The sequence below is a fragment of the Desulfurobacterium sp. genome (genome assembly GCF_027028515.1).
In the GTDB taxonomy this organism is placed as follows: domain Bacteria; phylum Aquificota; class Aquificia; order Desulfurobacteriales; family Desulfurobacteriaceae; genus Desulfurobacterium_A.
In genome coordinates this window covers 1-21459 of sequence record NZ_JALVIW010000047.1, presented here as the reverse complement: position 1 = coordinate 21459, position 21459 = coordinate 1, and the positions used below count along the sequence as shown (strand labels likewise).

Genomic DNA, 21459 nt, shown 5'->3' with positions numbered 1-21459 from the left:
GATTCTTTCGCTTCCCGCTGAACTTTCTCCGATAATTGTTCTAAATCCTGCCTTTGAAGGAGGACCAAAACGCTGTATGGTTATATAAAATCTAAGGGAGACTATTTTGTTGTTTTAAATCCGGGAACAAGACCTCCGGAGGAGTATTTTTCCTTTGCCGATATTGTTGTTTTTGAAAATAGTTATGATGTGTTTGAGACTTACGGTTGCTATTCCGATTTTCCCGAAAAAAAGTAGCTGTATAATATACGGTGCTTCTGAAGGTGAAATGTCAAATGTTATTTTATCCGCTGACGTTTTTTAACTTTATGTGACTGATGATAATGATACTTTACCTTTTGATAGGGTTCCGATTTACTGGAATAAGGAGATTGAACTTTTAAAGGAGGGATACAATGAATAGGATAGATGCAAATCAACTGAAAGAGTGGGATAAAACTTTTGTCTGGCATCCTTTTACTCAGATGGCCGAGTATGTTAAGAATGAACCAATTGTGATAGAGAAAGGTGAAGGATGCTGGCTTTATGATGTTGATGGCAACAGGTATCTTGATGCTGTCGGTTCAATCTGGTGTAACGTTCATGGCCACAACGTTAGAAGGTTAAATGATGCCCTTTATGCTCAGGCAAACAAAATTGCCCATTCGACTTTATTAGGTTTAACAAACGTTCCTGCCGTTCAGCTTTCAAAAGAGATAGTGGATATTGCCCCGCCAGGTTTAAAACACGTTTTTTATTCGGATGACGGTTCTACGGCGATGGAAGTTGCACTTAAAATGGCTTATCAGTACTGGCAACTAAAGGGAGAAAAACAAAGAACCAAGTTTATAAAGCTTGAAGAGGCTTATCACGGTGATACGATAGGTTCTGTCAGTATAGGTGGAATAGATCTTTTTCATTCAATGTTCAGGGAACTCATGTTTGAAACGTTCAAGGTCCCTTCCCCTCATCCATACAGGTTTGACGGAACAGAAGATGAATGTAAAGAATATTCTCTTTCTATTATGGAGTCTATCCTGAGAGAAAGGGGTGATAAGATAGCGGCTGTTGTTATGGAACCTCTCGTTCAAGCGGCCGCCGGTATTATCGTTCATCCTGAAGGATTTTTAAAGGGAGTAAGAGAGCTCTGTGATAAATACGGTGTTTTGCTCATACTTGATGAAGTTGCTACCGGTTTTGGGAAAACCGGTAAAATGTTTGCTTGTCAGTGGGAAGATGTTGTTCCTGACATTATGGCTGTTTCTAAAGGGTTAACAGCCGGATATATGCCTTTGGCTATAACTCTTGCTACGGATGATGTTTACGAAGCTTTCTGGGGCGGAGATTACGGGAGTGGAAAAACGTTCTTCCACGGACACACCTTTACGGGAAATCAGCTCGGTTGTGCAGTTGCACTTGAGAACTTAAAGCTTTTTAGAGAAAAGGGATGGCCTGAAGCTCTTTTGCCCAAGATAGAGTTTCTCTACGAACAGTTGAATTTTCACCTGTCTGACTTGAAGCATGTGGGTGATATTCGTGGTAGAGGCTTTATGGTTGGCATAGAACTGGTAAAAAACAAGGAGACCAAAGAAGGATTTTCCTGGAAGGACGATGTTGGAAGGCGTGTTTCAAGACGGATAATAGAAAAGGGCGTTTTCACAAGACCTTTAGGTCCTACGCTTGTAATGATGCCTCCGCTCGCCATATCAGAGGAAGAGATAGAAGTGATGGTTAAGACTTACAAAGATGCAATTGTTGAGGTTCTGGGTGGTTAATCCACCCCTTCCCTTCCTGTTCTAAAATGGATTGACAGGACAGATATTATCTTTTCCATCGTGTGGTTGTCTATCTTTACGGAGTCGTGGGCTAATTTTAGAGGGTAGGGATAGTTTCTTACTATCGTACCTTTTAATGCTCCCATTACCTTTTCAGGTTGAAGGTTTGTTTCTATTTTGTATACGTCTGTGGTAAATTTTGCAAAGAAAACGTTTATTTTGCGCTTTCTGAAGTAATCTTCAAATATTTTAGGAAACCTGTACTTTTTTTCTGGTGATATTTTTACCTTAACGGGATTGCTGTATCCGGGAGGTACATCAGCCATTTGAAAGATGAATATATCGGACATGATAGAGTTGAAGTTGTAAATTTTTGAAGAGGATCTCTTTGATATGGCTACTATTTTGCCTTCCGCAACATTGAGCAATTTTTCTATCGATAATAAATATTCAAGATATTCAAGGTAACCTGCAATAACAGGATATTTTTCAGGTTTTACGTCTTTTATAATTTTTTCGTGAAAAACCTTGGAGTTTATAGAATTTAGAGAGAAGGTTTCTTTTAGTTCGGGGAAAAGGCAGTTTTCAACGTATTCTTTTTCTTCGTCTTCAATCTGGAAGGTGAACGATACCGGCCTTATTATGTCTCCTATAATGGAACCGTCGATAAGCATAATGTCGGGATTTTCTTCCTTATATAGTTTAAGGAGTTCTTTTATTTCAAGAATGCCCATAAAAAGCCTGATTCTTGAGTCAGAGTATTCTGAGGGTTTCAGAACGTCTATGTCTATGTTGTAGCTTTCTCTTTCCTCATTTTTTCCTGCTTCGTTGAAGAAAACAGACGATGCAGCTACGGCAAAAACAACAAATCCGAGGAACTCTTTCTTGTTTAAGCTTCCGTCAACGGCTCCTATTGTGGCTTTTATTTCCTCACCTTCAAACTCTTTCCACAGTTCGCTGGCCTTTCCGATGGCTTCTAAAGAAATGGTTTCAAAGTCGGTAGTTATGGAGTTTTTCTTTTTTTCTGCAAGTTCTATCAGATATCCTTTGATGCTCATTTAGCCTTCCATACGATAAGTAGTTGGAATATATTTTAAACCAGCATTTTCATAAATGGAATCGGGAGAAGGTGATTTAATGGCTGATTTTAAGAGGAAGGAGTTAAGATACTGGCTTTTTGCTTTTGCGATAATTTTTGCCATTGTAATTTATCCTTATATTATTAATTCAATGGCAAATATAGGTGGCAAAACAGAAATAGAGAGACCAGAGAAACCGTACGAAGTTTTTCTTGATAAATTAAACGGGAATTTTACGTTGCAATTCACTCTTTTTAAAAAAGCTCATATAGAGGATGGTAGATATGTTTATAGAGATTTAAATGGTACAGAAGTGATTTTTACTGTAAATCCTGAGATTCAGAAGGATATAAAAAGAGAATTTAAACGATATAAATTAAAGTACGGTGCTTTTGTTGCTATAGAGCCTTCCACCGGTAAGGTGATTGCAGCTGTTAGCAGCTTAAATTATCCTGATTTGACAATCAGGAACACGTTTGTTACGGCATCTACTTTTAAAATAATTACGGCAGCTGCAGCTCTTGAGTTTGGCATAGATCCGCAAGAGAGGTTAATAACAAGAGGGCACGATGATTCCTGTTCTCCCGAAGTCTGGTTTAAAAGTAACTATATAATTCCGAGAAACATGTTCCACTCTTTTGCCTATTCTTCTAATCCTTACTTTGGTGTTATCGGTAGGCTTATAGGTGAAAAGAGACTCCTTAATTATGCTTACAGGTTTGGATTTAACAGGAAAGATTACGGTTTCCCCTGGGGTATTATCAGAAAACCTCTTGACGATTATGACCTTGCTTTAATTGCAGCCGGTTTGGGAGAAACGAGAACAAGTCCTTTACACGAGGCTCTCATTTCAGCTACCATAGAAAATGGTGGTGTTATGGTGCTGCCTTCCATGATTGAAGAGGTAAGGTATAAGGGGAAAGTTATTTATAGGAATCGTCCTCACGTTTTGGGGCGTGTTATAAAAAAAGAGACGGCAGAAACAATAAAAAAAATGATGCTTGACACTGTCAGATTTGGAACAGCCTCTGACAAGAAATTTTTCCGCCGCCTCAGGAGATATTCTTATCTGACTATTGGTGGTAAAACAGGAACGCTCTCTCAACTTAACTATCCTGAAGGCAGGTGTGAGTGGTTTACCGGATTTGTCGAGAATGGCGATAAAAAGTTGGCCGTTGCCTCGGTGGCTGTTAACGGAGCGAGATATTACATTACCGGTTACGATATTTCCGCTCTTGCTGTATTATCTATGATACACAGCAATTTTCTTATTGCAGAGCGTTCGAAGTGAAAATTTAGATACCTGCTTAATTTCTTGACTTATTTGCAAAAATAATACATTATTATAAATGAGATTCCTTATAAGCATATAGGGTTTACAAATGAATATAAGAAAAGCTGACTTTAAGATAAATTTCTTGAGTTTAACAGTTTTTATAATTATAATCTTTGCTGTTGCCGGTTATTTTTTTATAAAGTCTCAAATACATTTTGAAATTTCTTTGAGGGAAAGGTTTTTTAGCCACAAAAGAAAGTATGTTGTTCAAATGATAGAGACAATAAAAAAGTGGCTGTTATCAGAAGCTTTAATGATTTCAAAAGATTCTTCCGTTAGAAAGTCTTATGAGTTGGGTAATCCTCTTATACTAAAATCAGAATTTACGCCTTTGTGGCAGAAGCTCCATAGCGATTTTCATATTGAGGAGATGCATTTTTTTAAATATCCTAAGATGAACTGGTTTTCTTTTGCCAGAATGACCTCAGAACCACGGGAAGCAAAAGTAAGAGAGGATATTCTCTGGATACAGACCGCTTTTAAGCCTGCTGCTTATTTTTACATATGTAAACGTTTTCCGGGCTTGAGAGCTTCTTATCCAATATCTGTCAAGGGTAAGGTCGTAGGTGCTCTGTCTTTTGGGATTCATATTGAAACATTAAGGCAGATTCTTCAGGATCCCATTAATGCAAATGTTTTTTACCTTTTGAAAGATAGTGTTTTAAAACGGAATCTTGATAGGAATGTTTATAAAAAACTTGTTCAGAAAGCTTCTTTAAAGAAGGGTAATTACCGTTATTTTCACATAAAAGAGGCATTTAAGGAATCTGTTCTTAAAAAAGGCACGTGGGCACACGGAAAATATTCGTACGTTTTTTATCCTCTTAAAGATGAATTAGGAAATGTTCTTGGTTATGTAGGTATTAAGAAAGGTTTTGGGGAGATATTTGCTCACGTTAGAAATACAAGTCTGATGGTTATGTTTTCTTTTGCATCAGTATTTTTATTGATACTATTCGCATCTTTAGTAGATATATATAATCTGAAACGCCAGAGAAGAGAAGTTCTATATTTGCTGAGACTTTTAAGAAATCGTAAATTCGATGACATAGAAAGGTATTATTTCTCGTCTAAAACTTTCGGTGACGTTAGTGATGAGATAAAGAGAAATATTTACGAGATAAGCGGTACACTAAAAAAAATACATAGATTTACTTTCCCAAAAACTGAAAGAGGTGTCTGAAAAAGCTTTTGTAGATGCTCTGACAAGTACTAATAACAGGTATGTTCTTGAAAAAATAGACGAGATGCTTGAAAAAATGGGACAGGAATCCCGCTTTTCAGTCGTTATGATAGATATAGACCACTTTAAGAAGATAAACGATACCTATGGTCATGAAACCGGAGATATGGTTTTAAAAACATTGGTTGAAAAAATAAAAAGACTTATAAGATCGAGTGACATTCTTGTACGTTATGGTGGAGAAGAATTTGTAATATATCTGCCTCATGCGGATGTTAAGGATGCTCTTAAGCTTGCAGAGAGGATAAGAAAAGCTGTTGAGAACATGTTGATAAAAACGAGTGATGGCAGAGAAGTGAGAATCACTGTGAGTCTCGGTGTTGCTGAAAGAAAACCAGGTGAATCTCTTGAAAAAGTTATTAAAAAGGCGGATGAGGCACTTTACAGGGCAAAGAAAGGTGGCAGAAACAGAGTATCAGATTAGTGTTTTTAGTGCGTCCGATAGGTTTTTTATATCTTCTGCCGTGTGTCCTGCAGCAACAGTAATCCTGAGCCTTGCCGTACCTTCAGGTACTGTTGGTGGACGTATTGCGGGTATTATGAAACCTTTTTCAAGAAGTTTTTCTGATAACTGCAGCGTCCTGCCGGAATCGCCAACGATAAGGGGAAATATGGCTGTTTGACTTTTTATACCTGTAAGCTTTGAAAGTAATTCTATATTTTCCTGTAACTTATTCATTCTACTTTTAATCTCTTGCAGGTTTTTTATGGTCATACATGCTATGTGGGGCGGAATGGCGGTTGTGAAAATGAAGGTTCTTGCTCTGTTTACAAAGAATTCTTTCATTCTGCTTGTTGAGGCAACAAAGGCACCGAAAGTGCCTATGGCTTTTCCCAGAGTTCCCATTATGATTGTTTTTTCGGTGGGTTTTATATCAAAAAAATCAAAGGATGAGTTTCCAATAACACCGGTTGCATGGGCATCATCAACGATTAGATAGGTGTTGTAATCTTCTGCAAGTTTTAGCAGTTTGTCGAGCGGTGCTATGTCACCGTCCATGCTGAAAACGGAATCTGTAACGATAGCGGCCGTTTTAAACTCAGATCTGTTTGTTTTTAGTAATTCTTCAAGATGGTCAACATCTCTATGTTTGTATATGAAAACTTTCGCCTTTGAAAGTCTGCAACCATCAATGAGACTTGCATGATTTAGCTCATCGCTGAAAATAGCATCTCCGTTGCCAAGGAGGGATGAGAGTATCCCTAAGTTTGCCATGTAGCCGCATGTAAAAAGGAGTGCCGCTTCCGTTTTTTTCATTTTTGCCAACTTTTTTTCTAACTCTTCGTGTACGGTGAAATTTCCCGTAACAAGCCTTGCAGCACCTGAACCTGAACCCCATCTTTCTAAGCACTTTTTATGGTTTTCTGCAAGGCGTTTGTCAAATGCAAGGCTGAGGTAGTCGTTTGATGAGAAGTTAACAAACCGTTTTCCGTTTATGTAAACATAAACACCTTCTGCTCTTTCAATAGTTTTTAGCTTTCTGTAAAGATTGTGTTTTTTTAGCTCTTCCAGTGTTCTGTCAACTTCCATCTAAAACCTCGGAAGATGCCAGTTTTTGAAAATTGCTAAAAGTCTGAAACTTAAAGTAAAAATGAGTGTTGTGAACGTGGCTATCTGGAGGGGAATAGATACTCTGGTCAGGACAAAGAGCAGAAGACCACCAAACATTGCACAGGTTGCGTAAACATCTTCCCTTAAGATGGAAGGGACTTCCCCTATCAGGATGTCACTGGTCATTCCTCCACCCGTTCCCGTGAGAACCGCAACAATAATTACACCGACAACGTTTAATCCCGCTTTTATTCCCACAAGTGCACCGGTAACGGTAAAAGCTGCAAGCCCTATGGCATCAAAGATTTTAACTATTGTTTTTGAAGATATATCTATTTTGAAAACTCTGTAGAGGAATATCCCAAGGGCAATGCCTCCTATGGCAAACGATACATCACCGTAACCTGTAAGCGCCACAGGAATTCTATTTACAATAACGTCTCTCATTATGCCGCCGCCAAGGGCTGTTAAAAATCCCAATACTGATACGCCGAGAATGTCAAGTTCCTTTCCTGCACCCTTATATACGCCTGAGACTGCAAATGCCAAAAGCCCGGTTATGTTAAAGAAATCAAACAGTGTCACTGTTTATCCCGTATTTGTTCACTTTCCTGTAAAGATTTGAAAGGTCAATCTGCATTTTTTCAGCGGCTTTTTTCATGTCACCGCCGGTCTCTTTAAGTATAGACACGATGTACTCTTTTTCAAATTCTTCTCTTGCTTCCTTTAACGGTAAGACAGTAAACCTATTCACAGAGAATCCTTTTCTACTGAACATGTTATCTGGAAGATCTTCCGGTTCGATCTTTTCTTTCCTTACAAGTATTACGAGCCGTTCCATCAGGTTTTTCAGTTCTCTAACGTTTCCAGGCCAGCGGTACTTGAGAAATATCTCTTTTACGCTTTCAGACAGCCGGGGTTTTTCCCTTTTGTAATCTGCAGAAAATTTTGTTAAAAAGTGGTCTGCTAAAAGGAGGACATCTTCTCCTCTTTCTCTTAGTGGAGGAACATGTATCGGAATTACGTTTAATCGGTAGTAGAGATCTTCTCTGAAAGTTCCTTCTTCTATCGCTTTTTCAAGGTTTTTGTTTGTTGCCGAAACGACTCTTACGTCAACACTGATTTTTTCAATGCTTCCTATTCTTTCAACGGCTTTTTCTTCAAGGACTCTAAGCAGTTTTGACTGTGCCATTAACGGCATGTCGCCAATCTCGTCAAGAAATATTGTTCCTCCGTCTGCTATCTCAAACTTTCCTTTTTTTCTTGCGTTTGCACCTGTGAAAGCGCCCTTTTCGTACCCAAACAGCTCTGCCTCAATTAGATTGTCAGGAATTGCGGCACAGTTTATAGGAATAAACGGTGCGTTTGCTCTTTTACTTAAATTATGGATGCTTCTTGCCACCAGTTCCTTTCCTGTACCGCTTTCACCGTAGATGATAACCGTGCTGTCAACCGGTGCTACCGCTTCTATCTGTTCTTTGAGTTTTTTTACGGCAGGACTGTTTCCAATTATCGTTTCAGAAGACAACCTTTCTTTTAAAATGGTTGTTTCTTTTATGAGAGATAGTTGTTTCTTCGCCTTTTCGAGAACGCTGAGAAGTCTGTCAAAGTTTATGGGTTTCTCTATAAAGTCAAAAGCGCCCATTTTAATGGCTTCTACCGCCGTCTGTATGTTGCCGTGTCCCGAGATAACGATGATAACCGCTTTTTCCGTTATTTTTTCTTTTGAAAGCTTCTTGAGTATCTCCATGCCCGGAATTCCTGGTAAAAACAGGTCAAGAATAATGATGTCGGGAAGTTCAGAGTATATCTTTTCCAGTCCCTTGTTTCCCGATTCCGCCAGAGAAATGTTGTAGCCTTCGTCTTTAAGAATGTCAGATAGACTTTCCCTTATGCCGGCTTCATCATCTATTATCAGTATTTTCATTTGATTTTCCTCGGATATCCCGGAACAATTTTAGCGTTAAAAAGTGATGCTATTTTATCAACTTTCTTTTCAGTTTCCGGGTCTAATTTCACCTCTCTGCTTTTATCATCCTGTGCGGGTTTTACTATTACGACATGTTTTCCGTACTCTATTTCTAACTCTTTTTTCTTTGCATCGAGTCTTTCATAGGCGGTCATGTTTTTGGGAATAATCTCAACGATATTTTTGCCTTTTATTACATCTTTTATGTAGTGATTGAGATTAAAGCCGTTGGTGTCTTTTATTTCATTTTTATTGGAATTTTTTTTTAAACTGTTGGTGGAAGTTTCAGGAGTCAAAGCGCTGAAATTGATATCGCCTTTTAAAATTTCGGACAGTTTTTTAACCTCTTTAAAGTATGAGAGTTTATAAAGTGTAAACAGCAGTGCGGTAAACGGAAAAGGATGGGATTCTATGGTTTTAAGATTCTTTGTTACTATTTCGAATGCTGCGGTAAGTTCTTCTTTATTCCACTGACTCTCTTGTTTTAAAAATTCTTCTTCAATAAAGCTCAACAACTGTCTCGTGATGGTTGAAGGGTTGTATCCCGTTGACTCAAGCTGGTCAAGAAGCTCTTTAAGTCCCTTTCGATCGCCTGTAAATCCTTTTTCCAGGAGATTCTTGAGAATGTTTGAACCCAGAACTCCTAAAAAGCGGGAAGCCACTTCTGCTGTTATGTTTCCTGAAGAAAGGGCTATTAGTTGATCAAGGAGACTTTCAGCGTCTCTAAGGCAGCCTTCAGAAGCGACGGCAATGAGTTTTAGGGCTTCCGTTTCAAAGTTTACACTTTCTTTTCCACATATATCTGCAAGGGTTTCTATTATTCTGTTTTCAGGAACTTTTTTAAAGAGGAATCTCTGACAGCGTGACAGGATGGTTGCCGGAATTTTGTCAAGCTCTGTTGTTGCAAGGATAAAAACAACGTGCTCTGGTGGCTCTTCAAGGGTTTTCAAAAGCGCATTGAACGCCTCTTTTGTGAGCATGTGAAATTCGTCTATGATGTAAACCTTGTACTTGCCCCTTGTTGGTGAATAGAAAACCGTTTCCCGCAGCTCTCTTATCTGGTCTATACCTCTGTTTGATGCGGCGTCTATCTCTATAACATCCGGGAAAGCCCCTTTGTTTATCGCATTGCATATTGAACATGCGTTGCACGGTTCGCCGTCCCGGGGATTCTCACAATTTAAGGCTTTGGCTATTATGCGGGCTGTTGTTGTTTTCCCTACACCTCTTGGCCCTGCAAATATGTAAGCGTGGGCTATTTTCCCGGTTTTTATTGCGTTTTTGATGGTTTCTGTGACGTGTTCCTGACCTACGACATCGCTAAATCGTGAGGGTCTGTACTTTCTCGGTATGGCAAGGTATCCCATAGTAGAAAAGACCTCAATAGCTTTATGGTAAGGGGCCGGACCCTTACCGCACACACCCTTCCGGCTTACCGTTGCTCCCTTCCGGGCCTGGCGGGGTTCACCGTCCAGGTGTTGCGGAGGACCCGACCTTTCTTGTTGTTATTTTACACTATAAATGGCGGAGGGGGCGGGATTCGAACCCGCGGTACCCCTTGTGGGGGTACACACGATTTCCAGTCGTGCCCCTTCGGCCAGCTCGGGCACCCCTCCTTTAATGTTGCTTTACATAATATCTGCACTGTGTTCGTATTTGTCAATGGGTTGTTTTATCCCTTGCATTTTGCCGTTCTTATGAACTTTTCTACCGCTTCTCTGTCTTTTTTCCCCGGGTGGGACTCTACACCACTGCAAACATCGACGGCATAAGGTCTAATGTTTTCAATTGCTGCGGACACATTTTCACTATTGAGTCCGCCGGATAGGATTAAAGGAATGTTAACTGCTTCTTTGACTTTTAGAGCTATGTTCCAGTCAAAGGTTTTGCCGGTTCCACCAAACGCATTCTGTGAAAATGTATCGAGGAGAATTGCCGATGCTACATTTTCATAATCTTTAACTCTTTTTACTTTCGTTTCATCTTTTAATCTAAAAACTTTAATAACTCTTCTTTTTCCTATGTATCTACAGTACTCTGGCGTTTCGTCACCGTGGAGTTGTGCAAAATCGAGGTTAGCGTAGCTTAGTATCTCGAGGACTGTTGCCCTGTCCTCGTTTACAAAGACACCTACCTTTGTGACGAAAGGGGGTAACTCTTTGGTTATGTGTCTTACTTCAAGGGGGGATATGTAGCGTTTGCTTCCTTTGAAGATTATGAAACCTACAGCATCAGCTCCTGCTTCAACAGCTGCCAATGCGTCTTCGATATTTGTTATTCCACACACTTTTATTTTGACCATTTTTCTGCTCCCATTAACTTTTTCTGCAACATGTATTATATTTAGTCTGTCAGAAAATTTAAACGACCTTATTTATATTGAGAGGTGATGTGAATGTTTGAAACACAAATTCCACCAAGACGTTGTTCATTTTGCGGTAAGAGTGCATCTGAGGTAGAAGCACTTATAACCGGTCCTAAGGGCGTTGCAATCTGCAACTACTGCGTTGATGAATGTTATGAAATGATTCACTCTCAAAAGAGAGAAAAAACATCAGCAGTAGAACCCGGTAAATTACCCACGCCTAAAGAGATAAAAGAATTTCTCGATCAGTACGTTATCGGTCAGGAGGAGGCTAAAAAGATTCTTTCTGTTGCCGTTTACAATCATTATAAAAGGATTTTCACACAAACATCGTCGCCCGATGATGTTGAGATTGAAAAGAGCAATATTCTCCTTATAGGTCCTACAGGTTCAGGAAAGACGCTACTTGCCCGTTCACTTGCAAAGTTTCTTGATGTTCCATTTGCAATAACTGACGCAACGACCCTTACAGAGGCAGGTTACGTTGGTGAGGATGTGGAAAATATTCTTTTAAGGCTTCTCCAGAATGCCGATATGGATGTAAAAAAGGCAGAGAGAGGGATAATTTACATCGATGAGATAGATAAAATTGGAAGGAAGAGCGAAAATCCTTCCATAACGAGAGACGTATCCGGCGAGGGCGTTCAACAGGCTCTCCTTAAAATACTTGAAGGAACGATTGCCAATGTTCCACCGCAGGGTGGGAGAAAACATCCCCAGCAGCAGTACATTCAGATAGATACTTCAAATATCCTCTTTATCTGTGGTGGAGCATTTGTCGGGCTTGAAGATATTATTGCAAAAAGAATCGGTAAAGGAACGATGGGCTTTAATGCTGACCTTGCCAGGAAAACGATGGAGAGAAATGAGCTTTTAAGATACGTTGAGCCTGAAGACCTTGTGAAATTCGGACTTATACCTGAACTTATAGGAAGGTTGCCTGTAATAGCCACCCTGTCGGAGCTTCAGGAAGAGGATCTTATCAGGATACTTAAAGAACCCAAAAATGCTCTTGTTAAGCAGTATAAGAAGTTGTTTGAGCTTGAGGGTGTAGAACTTGAATTTACCGATGATGCCTTAAGAGAAATTGCAAGGGAAGCTATTAAAAGAAAAACCGGTGCCAGAGGCTTGAGAGCTATAATGGAGAAACTGATGACTGATATAATGTTTGAGGTTCCAAATAGAAGAGACATAAAGAAAGTGACTATTGACAGGGAAGCGGTTCTTACTGGAAAGCCTAAATATGAACTTGTTAAAGCATCTTGAGGAGGATGGTGTGAGAAAGCCTTTAATTGCTGGAAACTGGAAGATGAACAAGACAGTTTCTGAGAGTATCGAGTTTGCCAGAGATTTTGTCAAGGCCGTTTCTAACGTTACTGATAGGGATATTCTTATCTGTCCCCCTTTTACTTCTCTATATCCTGTAAGTGAAATTTTTAATGGAACAAATGTAAGGCTTGGTGCTCAGAACATGTATTTTGAGGAAAAAGGTGCTTTTACCGGCGAAATTTCACCGTTGATGTTGAAAGATGCCGGATGCAGCTTTGTCATTTTGGGACATTCGGAGAGAAGACATATCTTTGGTGAAAGTAATGAGCTTATAAATAAGAAAGTTTTGTCTGCAGTTTCTCACGGTTTAGTTCCTGTTCTCTGCGTTGGTGAGCTTCTTGAGGAAAGAGAAGAGGGAAAAACGTTTGATGTTGTTGGAAGTCAGCTTGAAGAGGGTCTCAAAGGGGTTTCAGCTGACAGCGAATTTGTTATTGCTTACGAGCCTGTGTGGGCTATTGGAACCGGTAAAACGGCGACGCCGGAACTTGCTGAAGAGGTTCACAGGTTTTTAAGAGAAAAACTCTCGGAGCTTTTTGGAAGTGAAAAAGCTGAATCTGTGAGAATTCTTTACGGTGGAAGCGTTAAACCTGAAAATGTTGACGGCTTGATGGCGATGAACAATATAGATGGTGCCCTGGTAGGTGGGGCAAGTTTGAAGGTTGAATCTTTTGTAAAAATTGTGAACTTTGGGAGGTAACGGATGTTTACCCTTTTACTTATAGTTCATGCCGTTCTTGCGATTCTTCTTGTTATTGTTGTTCTTATTCAGCCAGGGAAAGGTGATATCTCTTCCCTCATGGGTGGTGGAAGTGCTTCTTCTGCTTTTGGAGCAGATACGGCGTCTGTTCTTACGAAAACGACGGCAATTCTTGGCGCACTTTTTATCCTTAATTCTATTTTCCTCTCAGTTATAGGTTCTAAATACCTTGGTGGTTCTTCTGTTGTTGATAAGGTAAAAGTGGAGCAAAAGCGGTGAGGAAGGTTTTTCCTCTCCTGTTGATTTTTTATTTTTCCCTTTTTTCATGTTCCTTTCAGAAGGAGCAGAAGCCGGTTGTTTCAGGTGCAGCTTCTATTTCTGTTGAGGTTCATTTTTCGCCACGGGGTGGTTGTACCGATACCCTGATAAAAGAGATAAATAGTGCAAAGCACAGTATAGATGCCGCCATATACAGTTTTACATCAAAAAAGATAGTTAAGGCTTTTATTAGAGCTCATAAAAGGGGCGTCAAGGTAAGGGTTATAATAGATCAGGGAACTGCAAAATCTAAAAGGTGCGTGGCGCCAATCCTTAAGAAGGCAGGTGTTCCGGTTCGATTTAAAAGGGGAAGTGGCGGTGGATTGATGCACAACAAATTTGCGGTTATAGATGGAAAAACCGTTATTACGGGAAGTTTTAACTGGACTGTGAGTGCTGAAAAGAGGAATGACGAGAACCTTGTTGTTATAAAAGATGATTTGCCGTTGGCGCACCGTTACGAGAAGGTTTTTGATAGACTCTGGCATCTGGCGGGACTGGAGGAGTAGCTTGAATCTTGAGTCTCTTAAGGAAGAGTATTTCAAAGAGAGGGAAAGGATAAAAAAACGCCACTTTGATAAAGAGACAGGCTTTCACGTGGCTCAGGATTTAAAAAATGCCCTTGATAAACTTTTAAAGGGTGTCTTTCCCCAATTTTTTGGCAGGTGGAGCATTCCGTGTTGTCTTGTTGCTCTTGGTGGTTACGGAAGAGGAGAACTTAACTTCTACTCAGATATGGATTTTAACCTTCTTTATGACGGTAAGCTCACCGATGCTTACAAAGAAGATCTTGAAGCTTTCTACTACTATATGCTCTCTTTTAACATAGATCTTGGCTATGCGCCAAGGAGTGTTGATGAGGCTCTTTCACTTGCGAAAAATGACCTGAGCATTCTTACAAATTTTCTTCAAATTCGCTTTGTCGAAGGCAATAGAAAAGTTGCTGAGAGTTTTGAGAGGAAATTTTTTCGTTTTGTGAAGAAAAATGCAGAAAACATTATCGATGAGATAGTTAAGTCAAGGAATGAAAGGTATAAAAGATTTTTTGGAACTGTCTATTATCAGGAGCCGAACGTAAAGGAAAGCAAGGGTGGATTAAGAGACCTTCATGAAGCATTCTGGATTGCGAAAATTGTTTACGATATTCAAAACTATTCAGGTTTTATAGATAAAAATATTATCGATTGGAAGAGTTTTAGAGATGTTATTTCAGCTTACGATTTTCTTTTGAGGGTCAGGAATCATCTTCACATAATAAGTGGACGAAAGAGTGACATTTTGAGTTTTCAGCTTCAGAGGGAAGTTGCTGAATTTTTCGGCTTTTCAAGGGACAATAAAGGCGTAGAAAGCTTTATGAAAAGTTACTTTAATTCAGCCCTTGACCTGTCGATTATTACGAGGGAAATAATAAGAAAGTCAAGAGAGTCTTTAAAAAGCAGTAGAAAGTCGATTTTCTCTGTTTTAAAGAAAGAGCACGAGTTAAGTCCCCATTTTTACGAGCACGAAGGGTCCCTTTATATCTACGAAAATAGGGAAACAGAAGTGTTAAAGAATCCGGCTCTTGTGGTTGAAGCTTTTAAACTTGTGCAGAAGTTTGGCTTTTCTATATCACCCACTGCCTTCAGCATATTCAAACTTTCTGCAGAAACTGAAAAGAAAAAGTTCCAGAAAAAAGAGGTGCTTTTAAAGTTTAAGGAAATTCTCATGAATCCAGTCAGGCTTTCTTACGTTCTTGAATTAATGCACGACTGTAAAGTACTTGATACGTTAATTCCGGATTTTGAAAGGTTAAGGGGGCATTTTCAGTTTGATACCTATCACAAGTTTACAACGGACATACACTTGATAATGACCGTTAGAGAACTTGAAAAAATAAGGGATATAAACATAGAAACCCGCGGTCTCTATCAGGTTTTAGACGACCTTGAAAAACCCGAACTTCTTTACATTGCAGCTCTTCTCCACGATATAGGGAAAGGAAAGAGGGGTAAGCATGAAAATGTCGGAGCGGCAATAGCGAGGCGCTACCTTAAAAAACTTGACTTTCCCGATGAAGATATAGACGAGATTGCCTGGCTGATAAAGAATCACCTCTTTATGTCCCACCTTGCCTTTAGAAGGGATATAAGTGATCCAAAGTTGATAGAGAGTTTTGTAAAAGAATGCGGAACCGAAGAGAGGCTTAAAAAGTTGTTCCTCTTAACCTGTGCAGATATAAAAGCTGTTGGTCCCGGTGGTTGGGATAGATGGAAGGCAGCTCTCCTCTGGGAGCTTTTCTCTTCCGCCATGGATGTTTTTCACGCCGGTAAAAATGTAAAAGAATTGATAGAAGAGAAAGTGAAGAAAAAGGCGGAAAAAGTCAAGGAGTTACTTAAAGATGATGTTGATAAAGTCCTCCTTGAAAAGCTTTTTAAATCGGCAGAGCCTGACTACTTGAGAACCTACTCGCCGGAGGATGTAGTTAAACATTTGAAAATGGTGAAGGAGCTCATTGAAGAGGATAAGAATATTCGCGTTGAACCTGACTTTTTCCCTGAAATGGGCTACTGCGAACTGACAGTTGTTGACAGATACAAGAGAGCCTTTTTCTACAAAATTGCCGGTATTTTTACCTATCTTAACCTCAACATAAAAGGTGCTTATATAAACAAAGCTGTTACAGTTGACGGAATTGACTTTATGGTTTACACGATAAGAGTTTCCACGGTGTCGGAGGAGGTACCGGAAGAAGATATTATCAAAAAAGTTAAGGAGTATGTGAAGAAGGTGTACAGGGATGAAATTGTTGTGGAAGAACTTTTAAAAAATCCTTTTAAAAATAAAGGTTTTAGAAGTAATCTTCCCAAACCTGCCACGAAAGTGAAATTTGACAATAAAACGTCAGAAAAGTACACGATTGTTGAAGTCTCTACCTGGGACAGACTCGGGCTGCTCTACGCTATTACGAGAGAGCTTGTTAATGCCGGAACGAAACTTCGTAGAGCCATAATATCAACGGAAGGGAACAGGGTTATCGACTCTTTTTACATCACGGATATGGAACACAACAAAATAACTGATGAAAGCAAGTTAAACGAAATAAGAGAAAGGATATTAACTGTTCTGAAAGAGCGCTAACATGGCCTTTATAGAAACATTTTTAATCTTGGTTTATACGCTTGCGGGGTTTTATTTTTTAACTTCCAGTATGAAAGTGGTTTATGGTGTTTTTGTCGTTTCGGGATTTTTCTTTTTGCGTTTTTCTCTCTGTCCTTCCTGCCCTCTCTACGGTAGAGGTTGCACCGTTAAATGGGATAGGGTTGGGAGATTACTTAGAATAAAAAGGAAGAGCCGTTCTTTCTTTTTTCCTTACACAAAAGTGGCAACCGTTTACTGGGCTTTTTTCTTTCTTTTTCCGTTAATTTTGGTTCCTGAGAAAGAATCTGTATTTCTTTTTATACTTTTCCCCCTTTTCATTGTTCAGGTCTTGAGATGCAAAACCTGCGCTGCAGGGGATAGTTGTTTCTTTGGCGGTTTTGTCGGCAGCCGTAAAAAGCATTAAATTTAAAATCAGGGGAAGAAGATGGGAAAAAGGGTTAACCTTGAGATTCATCCGGAAAGAGCAAAAAAAGTTGCGAAGGTGCTTGTAAAAAGACTTGAAAAAGGGGGGATTTTTAGCTTTAAAGAACTTCCGGACGATGAGATAAAGAAAGTTCCGTTGAAAGATAGGGAGAAACTTATAGCTGTTCTTTCCCTTGTCACCGCTCTTGATTACATGAGAGATGCGAAAAAGCTCTGGGAAAGTGCAGTGGAGGCACTTAAAGACAAGGAACTTCAGTGGATTTTTTCACCGAAGGAGGTTGTTAAAAGGGGAAGAAATGAGCTCAAAAAAGCTCTTTTGAAGCACAGAATTGCGATGAGGAAGGATAAGGATACCGATATCTGGTGGAATATTTCTCAAACAATAGCCGGTGAGTTTGGCGGCAGTTTTCTCTCCTTCTTCGACAGTTTTAACTATATGGTTGATGAGACTTACAGAAAAATTGACGATAAAAAGTGGCATGAAAAGTTTCCTAACCTATCCGGCAGGAAGATTTTCCCTCACTGGATAAGAATTTTGAAAGAGAAGGTTGAAGACCTGCCTTTTGAGAATGTGGGAAAACTACCCATTCCTGTTGATGTTCATGTAACAAGGGCAACCTTTACCACGGGATGTATAACGGGAAGCTACAGGGCAAAAAGTATAACGGCAACCGTAAGGAAACTTGTCATAAAAGTGTGGGATGAAGCTTTAAAAGATGAAGGTATTCCGCCGGTTTCAATGTTCAGGCCTCTATGGCTGTTGAGCAAGCACGGGTGTCACTACAGAAAGAATGGCGACTGTCCTAAAAGAGAAGAATGCCCCGTCAGACATTTCTGCGTTTCTGGAAAGGTGGTCGTTTCTGCTTCTCACGTAGAAATTGATACCTCTTTATAAATCTTTCCCGTTAATTTTTATCCTGAATTTGCAATCCAAAACCCTGCTTGCCCTTCTGCACATTTCCATTCTTTCTTTAAAAATGCTGAAAAATTCTAAAATATCTGATATTGAGGTATCCATTTTTAAAACTAATTTGATGGTTTTTTTATCTGGATTTACCTCGATATCGGAATAAAAAATGGAAAAGTTAACCCTATCATGAATATCCTCTTTTATGTTACTGTCTTTTCTCACTCTATTTCTGCTAACGTGAGATTTATCCGCTATTACGACAGCAGCTGCAATTGGCGTTACAGGAACGCCGGTGGCTGATTCGTGGTTTCCTATAGCGTACATCAGATCAGTCAGATCTTCTTCTGTTAGCAGGTTTTTATCTTTGAGTAACTGATAGGTAAGGAGTGCACCTGCCTGTGCGTGGTCGTGTCTGGATACGATATTCCCTATATCGTGGAGTAAGCCTGCAATTCCAGCAAGCTCAACTTCTCTTTCAGGATAGTTCAACCTATCTAAAATCATCCTTGCGCGGCTGGCAACCCAGACTACGTGTTTTATGCCGTGATAGGTGTACCCCATGTTTTTTAGAAAATAATCGGCTCTTTCTATGTAGTAGAAAATTTTTCTATCCTTCAGCAAGTCTCTATAGGAAATCATTCTCTACCTCTTTCAGGGTTGTTTTCACTATTTTACCTTTTTCACACTTTGCTGTTTGAATATCTTTCTACGATAAAATAAAATATTTGTGGCACTACTTTATATCCGGGGAGTCGTGTATGAAAGATACGATAAAAGAAAAGGTGGCTTCTGCAGTTCTTTCCGCTTTCGGAGTGGATGTTGATGATATTCTTGAAAGGGCTTCTTTTGAACCGCCCAAGAAAAAAGAATACGGAGATGTCGCCACCAATGCGGCTTTTCTCCTTGCTAAAACGTTGAAAAAACCGCCGATTAAGATTGCAGAAGAACTTGCAGAGATACTCTCTAACGAAAAGGAATTTTCGAAAGTAGAAGTTGCCGGTAATGGTTTCATTAACTTTTTTCTCTCACCAGATTTTTACGCTGAACTTTTAAAGAAAGTGGTAGAAACCGACTTCTTTATTTCCAACATTGGAAAAGGTGAAAGGGTTTTAATCGAATATGTTTCTGCAAATCCTACCGGACCTTTACATGTTGGGCACGGTAGAGGAGCAGTCGTTGGCGATGTTCTTTCAAGGGTTATGAAACTTGCAGGTTACAGCGTGGAGAGAGAATTTTACATAAACGACGCCGGCAGACAGATTAAGCTTCTGGGTATTTCAATCTATTACAGGATTCAGGAGCTTGCGGGTAGAAAACTCGTTCTTCCTGAAGATGCCTATAGGGGAGAGTACATTATTGACATAGCTAAAGAGCTTATACTTCAGTATCCTGAAATTGTGGATATGGAAGAGGAAAAGGCAATTGAGCTTGCTGCAGAGTTTGGAAAGAAAGTCCTTTTAGAAGAGATAAGAAAAACGCTTGGAAGGCTGAAAGTTGAATTTGACCATTGGTTCAGCGAAAAAAGTCTTTATACAGGCGGTAAGGTTGAAGAGGTTCTTGAACTTCTTAAAGAGAAAGGCTTAATTTATGAGAAAGATGGTGCTCTGTGGCTTAGAACCTCTCAGTTTGGAGACGATAAAGATAGAGTTGTGAAGCGCTCCACGGGAGAATATACCTACTTTGCCTCAGATATAGCTTACCATTACGATAAGATTTTAAGGGGTTACGATAGAGGAATAGATATATGGGGCGCTGACCATCACGGTTACATACCGAGAGTAAAAGCAGCCATAGAAGCTTTGGGAAAACCTTCAGATTGGCTTGAGGTTGTGCTTGTTCAGCTTGTGAAACTTTTTAAACACGGTGAAGAAGTGAAGATGTCAAAAAGGGCGGGCAATTTTGTTACACTTGATTGGCTTATTGATGAAGTTGGCGTTGATGCTGTTAGGTTTTTCTTCCTTACAAAAAGACACGACACGCCCCTTGATTTTGATATAGATCTTGCTCTTTCTGAAAAGAGCGAGAATCCCGTTTATTACGTTCAGTATGCTCATGCAAGAATTTCCAGTATCCTTGATAAGGCAAAAGAAAAAGGTATAGAACCTTCAGTAGAACACCTTGAACTTCTTGGAGAGGAGGAATTTGACCTAATACTTAAGTGTTACGGATTAAAATCAACTCTTGAAGCAGTGGCAAGGAAGAGAGAGCCGCATCTTTTACCTTACTATTTGATAGACCTTGCTTCAGCTTTTCACAGGTATTACAACAAAAATAGAGTTGTGGATGCCGATAATCCGGAACTTTCTTCGGCAAGGCTGTACCTTGTAAATGGTGTTAGGAAAACAATCCGTTCAGGACTTAATATACTTAATGTAAACGCGCCGGGGAGGATGTAGAGATGGAGAAGAACAAAAAACTTTATTACATTTTAATGGCTGCAGCAGTTGTTCTTTTAATGGTTTCCTATGGTATTGGATTTATGGTGGGTAAAAATTACGGTTATACCACGGCAAAGAAGGAGTTTGAGGTTGAGAAACAGAAACTTATGAAAACTATAGCTTCTCTGACGCCCCTTTCACGTCCCAAACCGGAGGAAAAGGTTGTAGTTGTGAACGGTAAACCGGCTGTCCCTCCTGCTGAGAAAAAAGTAGAAAAGAAAGTTGAGAAAAAGCAGGAAGTGGAGGTTGCAGAGAAAAAGGAACAGAAAGCTACATCCAGGGTTTCAGGCAAGCCTGTAGTGGAAAAGAAAACAGAAGTTACCAGGCAGGAAGTTGCTGTTAAGAAGGAAGTTAAGAAAACAAAGGAAGCTAAGAAGAAAAATAGAGATTACTTTGTTCAGGTTGGAATTTTTAGCAAGAAGGTCAACGCAGAAAGGCTTGTTCACAAACTTAAAAAGGCTGGAATTCCTGCAAGCGTTAGTAGGTTTGGCAGGTACTACCGCGTAACGGCCGGAATGTTTACAGAGAAAGAGGCAAAGTCAATTTTATTAAAACTTAAAAGGATGAAGCTTTCCGGCATAATAAAAAAGAGGAGGTAACAGTTTGATAGATACCCATGCGCATCTACATTTTCCCCAGTTTGATAGCGATAGAGAAAAGGTAATAGAAGAGTGTAAGCAGAAGTTAGAAGCTGTCGTTACGGTTGGCTGCAACATTGAGGATAGTTTAAAGGCTCTTGAGCTCGCCAGAACAGAGCGGTTCATATACGCTTCAGCGGGTATTCATCCTCATGATGCATCTAACTACGTTGCCGGTGTAAAGGAAAAACTTAAAGAGATTCTTTCTGATGAAAAGGTTGTAGCCGTTGGAGAGGCCGGACTTGACTTTTACAGGAATCTTTCACCTAA

22 protein-coding genes, 1 tRNA gene and 1 other RNA gene are annotated in these 21459 nt (G+C 39.6%); 15 read left to right on the top strand and 9 right to left on the bottom strand.

Going from position 1 to position 21459, the window contains the following annotated elements:
- Positions 1-154: 154 nt before the first annotated feature.
- Complete coding sequence (locus tag MV676_RS04210) at positions 155-304, top strand: hypothetical protein (RefSeq protein WP_297445515.1); 150 nt, start codon at positions 155-157, stop codon at positions 302-304.
- Between the two features lie 91 nt (positions 305-395).
- The gene (gene bioA, locus MV676_RS04205) at positions 396-1754 is read left to right on the top strand and encodes an adenosylmethionine--8-amino-7-oxononanoate transaminase (protein ID WP_297445513.1); all 1359 of its coding nucleotides are present in this window, start codon (positions 396-398) and stop codon (positions 1752-1754) included.
- Here bioA and MV676_RS04200 read toward each other — a convergent pair.
- Positions 1751-2812, bottom strand: coding sequence for a DNA double-strand break repair nuclease NurA (locus tag MV676_RS04200; RefSeq protein WP_297445512.1), 1062 nt, complete (start codon positions 2810-2812; stop codon positions 1751-1753). The genes bioA and MV676_RS04200 overlap by 4 nt on opposite strands.
- Positions 2813-2891: 79 nt before the next feature.
- Between MV676_RS04200 and MV676_RS04195 the strand changes: the two genes are divergently transcribed.
- The 3 genes from MV676_RS04195 to MV676_RS04185 all read left to right on the top strand — a co-directional run bounded on the left by MV676_RS04195 (position 2892) and on the right by MV676_RS04185 (position 5836).
- Positions 2892-4124 carry a penicillin-binding transpeptidase domain-containing protein gene (locus tag MV676_RS04195; protein ID WP_297445509.1) on the top strand — a complete coding sequence of 411 codons (1233 nt, stop codon included), beginning with the start codon at positions 2892-2894 and terminating at the stop codon, positions 4122-4124.
- A 91-nt stretch (positions 4125-4215) separates the two neighbouring features.
- On the top strand, positions 4216-5352 hold the full coding sequence (locus MV676_RS04190) for a hypothetical protein (protein WP_297445507.1): 1137 nt from the start codon (positions 4216-4218) through the stop codon (positions 5350-5352).
- The gene (locus tag MV676_RS04185) at positions 5345-5836 is read left to right on the top strand and encodes a GGDEF domain-containing protein (protein ID WP_297445505.1); all 492 of its coding nucleotides are present in this window, start codon (positions 5345-5347) and stop codon (positions 5834-5836) included. The genes MV676_RS04190 and MV676_RS04185 overlap by 8 nt, the downstream gene beginning before the upstream one ends.
- Here the strand turns inward: MV676_RS04185 and bioF are convergent.
- The 7 genes from bioF to MV676_RS04150 all read right to left on the bottom strand — a co-directional run bounded on the left by bioF (position 5828) and on the right by MV676_RS04150 (position 11235).
- Complete coding sequence (gene bioF, locus MV676_RS04180; RefSeq protein WP_297445504.1) at positions 5828-6943, bottom strand: 8-amino-7-oxononanoate synthase; 1116 nt, start codon at positions 6941-6943, stop codon at positions 5828-5830. The genes MV676_RS04185 and bioF overlap by 9 nt on opposite strands.
- Complete coding sequence (locus MV676_RS04175) at positions 6944-7549, bottom strand: trimeric intracellular cation channel family protein (RefSeq protein WP_022846672.1); 606 nt, start codon at positions 7547-7549, stop codon at positions 6944-6946.
- A complete protein-coding gene (locus MV676_RS04170; RefSeq protein ID WP_297445502.1) occupies positions 7536-8891 on the bottom strand; it encodes a sigma-54 dependent transcriptional regulator in 1356 nt (451 codons plus the stop codon). The genes MV676_RS04175 and MV676_RS04170 overlap by 14 nt, the downstream gene beginning before the upstream one ends.
- A complete protein-coding gene (dnaX, locus tag MV676_RS04165; RefSeq protein WP_297445500.1) occupies positions 8888-10300 on the bottom strand; it encodes a DNA polymerase III subunit gamma/tau in 1413 nt (470 codons plus the stop codon). Before dnaX ends, MV676_RS04170 begins: the two co-directional genes overlap by 4 nt.
- A 30-nt stretch (positions 10301-10330) precedes the next feature.
- An RNA gene (ffs, locus tag MV676_RS04160) (signal recognition particle sRNA small type) lies at positions 10331-10428 on the bottom strand.
- 27 nt (positions 10429-10455) lie between these two features.
- A tRNA-Ser gene (locus MV676_RS04155) sits at positions 10456-10549 on the bottom strand.
- Positions 10550-10605: 56 nt separating this feature from the next.
- On the bottom strand, positions 10606-11235 hold the full coding sequence (locus MV676_RS04150; protein ID WP_297445498.1) for a phosphoribosylanthranilate isomerase: 630 nt from the start codon (positions 11233-11235) through the stop codon (positions 10606-10608).
- A 93-nt stretch (positions 11236-11328) separates the two neighbouring features.
- Here MV676_RS04150 and clpX point away from each other — a divergent pair, with 93 nt between their 5' ends.
- The 7 genes from clpX to MV676_RS04115 are packed head-to-tail and all read left to right on the top strand — an operon-like array spanning position 11329 to position 18098.
- Complete coding sequence (clpX, locus tag MV676_RS04145; protein WP_297445495.1) at positions 11329-12564, top strand: ATP-dependent Clp protease ATP-binding subunit ClpX; 1236 nt, start codon at positions 11329-11331, stop codon at positions 12562-12564.
- 10 nt (positions 12565-12574) lie between these two features.
- The gene (tpiA, locus tag MV676_RS04140) at positions 12575-13324 is read left to right on the top strand and encodes a triose-phosphate isomerase (RefSeq protein WP_297445494.1); all 750 of its coding nucleotides are present in this window, start codon (positions 12575-12577) and stop codon (positions 13322-13324) included.
- A gap of 3 nt (positions 13325-13327) precedes the next feature.
- Entirely contained in the window at positions 13328-13603 is a 276-nt protein-coding gene (gene secG, locus MV676_RS04135; protein ID WP_022846666.1) for a preprotein translocase subunit SecG, read from the top strand.
- Positions 13600-14151, top strand: coding sequence for a phospholipase D family protein (locus tag MV676_RS04130; RefSeq protein WP_297445492.1), 552 nt, complete (start codon positions 13600-13602; stop codon positions 14149-14151). Before secG ends, MV676_RS04130 begins: the two co-directional genes overlap by 4 nt.
- A gap of 1 nt (position 14152) precedes the next feature.
- On the top strand, positions 14153-16759 hold the full coding sequence (glnD, locus tag MV676_RS04125; protein WP_297445491.1) for a [protein-PII] uridylyltransferase: 2607 nt from the start codon (positions 14153-14155) through the stop codon (positions 16757-16759).
- A gap of 1 nt (position 16760) precedes the next feature.
- On the top strand, positions 16761-17183 hold the full coding sequence (locus MV676_RS04120) for a hypothetical protein (RefSeq protein WP_297445489.1): 423 nt from the start codon (positions 16761-16763) through the stop codon (positions 17181-17183).
- A 21-nt stretch (positions 17184-17204) separates the two neighbouring features.
- The gene (locus tag MV676_RS04115) at positions 17205-18098 is read left to right on the top strand and encodes an N-glycosylase/DNA lyase (protein WP_297445487.1); all 894 of its coding nucleotides are present in this window, start codon (positions 17205-17207) and stop codon (positions 18096-18098) included.
- Here the strand turns inward: MV676_RS04115 and MV676_RS04110 are convergent.
- On the bottom strand, positions 18093-18752 hold the full coding sequence (locus MV676_RS04110; RefSeq protein ID WP_297445486.1) for an HD domain-containing protein: 660 nt from the start codon (positions 18750-18752) through the stop codon (positions 18093-18095). The two genes, MV676_RS04115 and MV676_RS04110, sit on opposite strands and share 6 nt — an antisense overlap.
- A 119-nt stretch (positions 18753-18871) precedes the next feature.
- Between MV676_RS04110 and argS the strand changes: the two genes are divergently transcribed.
- The 3 genes from argS to MV676_RS04095 form a co-directional block, all read left to right on the top strand.
- Positions 18872-20509: an arginine--tRNA ligase gene (gene argS / locus MV676_RS04105; protein ID WP_022846660.1), complete on the top strand. Its 1638-nt coding sequence runs from the start codon at positions 18872-18874 to the stop codon at positions 20507-20509.
- Positions 20510-20511: 2 nt separating this feature from the next.
- Positions 20512-21150 carry an SPOR domain-containing protein gene (locus tag MV676_RS04100; RefSeq protein WP_022846659.1) on the top strand — a complete coding sequence of 213 codons (639 nt, stop codon included), beginning with the start codon at positions 20512-20514 and terminating at the stop codon, positions 21148-21150.
- Between the two features lie 4 nt (positions 21151-21154).
- The coding region (locus tag MV676_RS04095; RefSeq protein ID WP_297445483.1) for a TatD family hydrolase at positions 21155-21459 on the top strand (305 nt) is incomplete at its 3' end.